The organism is Amycolatopsis thailandensis, assembly GCF_002234405.1.
Lineage (GTDB): Bacteria > Actinomycetota > Actinomycetes > Mycobacteriales > Pseudonocardiaceae > Amycolatopsis > Amycolatopsis thailandensis.
Window position 1 is genome coordinate 1 of the sequence record NZ_NMQT01000278.1, and the last position, 1,956, is coordinate 1,956.

General features: G+C 70.1%; 1 protein-coding gene. It reads left to right on the top strand.

Annotated features, from left to right (window positions below):
• On the top strand, positions 1–1,956 hold a 1,956-nt coding region (locus CFP71_RS42290; RefSeq protein ID WP_143267300.1), incomplete at both ends, for an acyltransferase domain-containing protein.

A 1,956-nucleotide genomic window follows, 5' to 3' on the forward strand; every position in this document is an offset into this window, starting at 1 on the left:
GTCGCCGGGATCATCAAGATGGTCGAGGCGATGCGGCGGGGCACCCTGCCCCGCACCCTGCACGCGGCGGAACCGTCGACCGAGGTCGAATGGGACGCCGGCGCGATCGAACTGCTCACGGAGCCGCGCGAGTGGCCCGGCTCCGGCAGGCCGCGCCGTGCCGCGGTGTCGTCCTTCGGGATCAGCGGGACCAACGCGCACGTCGTCCTGGAACAGGTCCCGGCCGAAGTGCCCGCCGAGCCTGCCTCGCACGGCGTCGTGCCTTGGGTGCTTTCGGCGAAGACCGATCAGGCACTGGCCGAGCGCGCTCGCGCCCTTCTGTCTCTTGTGGACACTCCGGACTCGCGTGACGTCGCGTACTCCCTGGCCACGACACGGACCGCGCACGAGCGCCGGGCCGCCGTCGTCGGGGCGGACGCGGCCGGTTTGCGTGCCGGGCTCGAAGCTGTCGCCGAAGGTGGCGGAATCACCGGCAAGGCGCAGCCGGGCAAGCTGGCGTTCCTGTTCACCGGTCAGGGTTCGCAGCGTCTCGGGATGGGTGCCGGGCTTTATCGGGCGTTCCCGGTGTTCGCGGCGGCTTATGACGAGGTGACCGCGCTGCTGCCCGAGTTCGGTGATCTTTCGCGGACGGAGTTCGCGCAGCCCGCTATTTTCGCGCTTGAGGTGGCGTTGTTCCGGTTGGTGGAGTCGTGGGGTGTGCGGCCTGATTTCTTGGCTGGGCATTCGATCGGTGAGATCGCGGCCGCTCATGTCGCGGGTGTTCTCTCGCTGGAGGACGCGGCGAAGCTGGTGACGGCACGTGGCCGGTTGATGCAGGCGTTGCCCGAGGGCGGCGTGATGGTCGCCGTCCAGGCCTCCGAAGACGAACTCGGCGAGCTGCCGGACGGAGTTTCTCTCGCGGCGGTCAACGGGCCGACCTCGTTGGTGTTGTCCGGTGCCGAAGAGCCGACGCTCGCTGTCGTGGCACGGTTCGACGGCCGCAAGACCAAGCGACTGGACGTCTCGCACGCGTTCCACTCGGTGCTGATGGAGCCGATGCTGGACGAGTTCGCCGCGGTCGTGCGGGGGTTGGAGTTCTCGGAGCCGCGCGTTCCGATGCTGTCGCCCGTGACCGACCCGGCGTACTGGATCACGCACGTGCGCGACACCGTCCGGTTCGCCGACGCTGTCGAGACACTGCGCGCCGAGGGGGTCACGAAGTTTCTCGAAATCGGCCCGGACGCGGTGCTTTCGCCACTCGTCGATGGCATTCCCCTGCTGCGCAAGGGGCACGACGAGGAGGTCACGGCGATGACAGCGCTCGCCACCCTGCACGTGCGGGGTGCCCGGGTCGACTGGGATGCCGTCCTGCCCGGCGCGCGTGCTCTCGATCTGCCGACGTATCCGTTCCAGCGCAAGCATTTCTGGCTGGACCCGGCTCCGGTCGCGGATCTCTCGTCGGCCGGGCTGGACTCACCGGGTCATCCGCTGCTCGCCGCCGGACTCTCGCTCGCCGAGGGTGACGGCACCGTCCTCACCGGGCGGCTTTCGCTCGCGACGCACCCCTGGCTCGCCGGGCACACCGTGCACGACACCGTTCTGCTGCCGGGCGCGGCACTGGCGGAACTCGCCGTTCGGGCGGGTGACGAGGCCGGGCGGCCGCGGCTGGTCGAACTGACCCTGCACGCGCCCGTGGTGATCCCCGAAAGCGGGCCGATCGAACTCCAGGTCGCGGTCAGCGGCGCGGCCGCGGTGACCATCCACTCGCGGATCCCCGGCGAGGACTGGGAACTCAACGCACTCGGCCTGCTGGCCGAGGCGAATCCGCCCGTGAAGGGATTCGCGTGGCCGGACGGTCTCGAGCCGATCGATCTCGGCTCGTTCTACGACGACCTCGCCGACCGCGGGTTCGCCTACGGCTCGCTCTTCCAGGGCCTGCGGGCGGCTTGGCGGCACGGCGAGGACCGCTACGCCGAA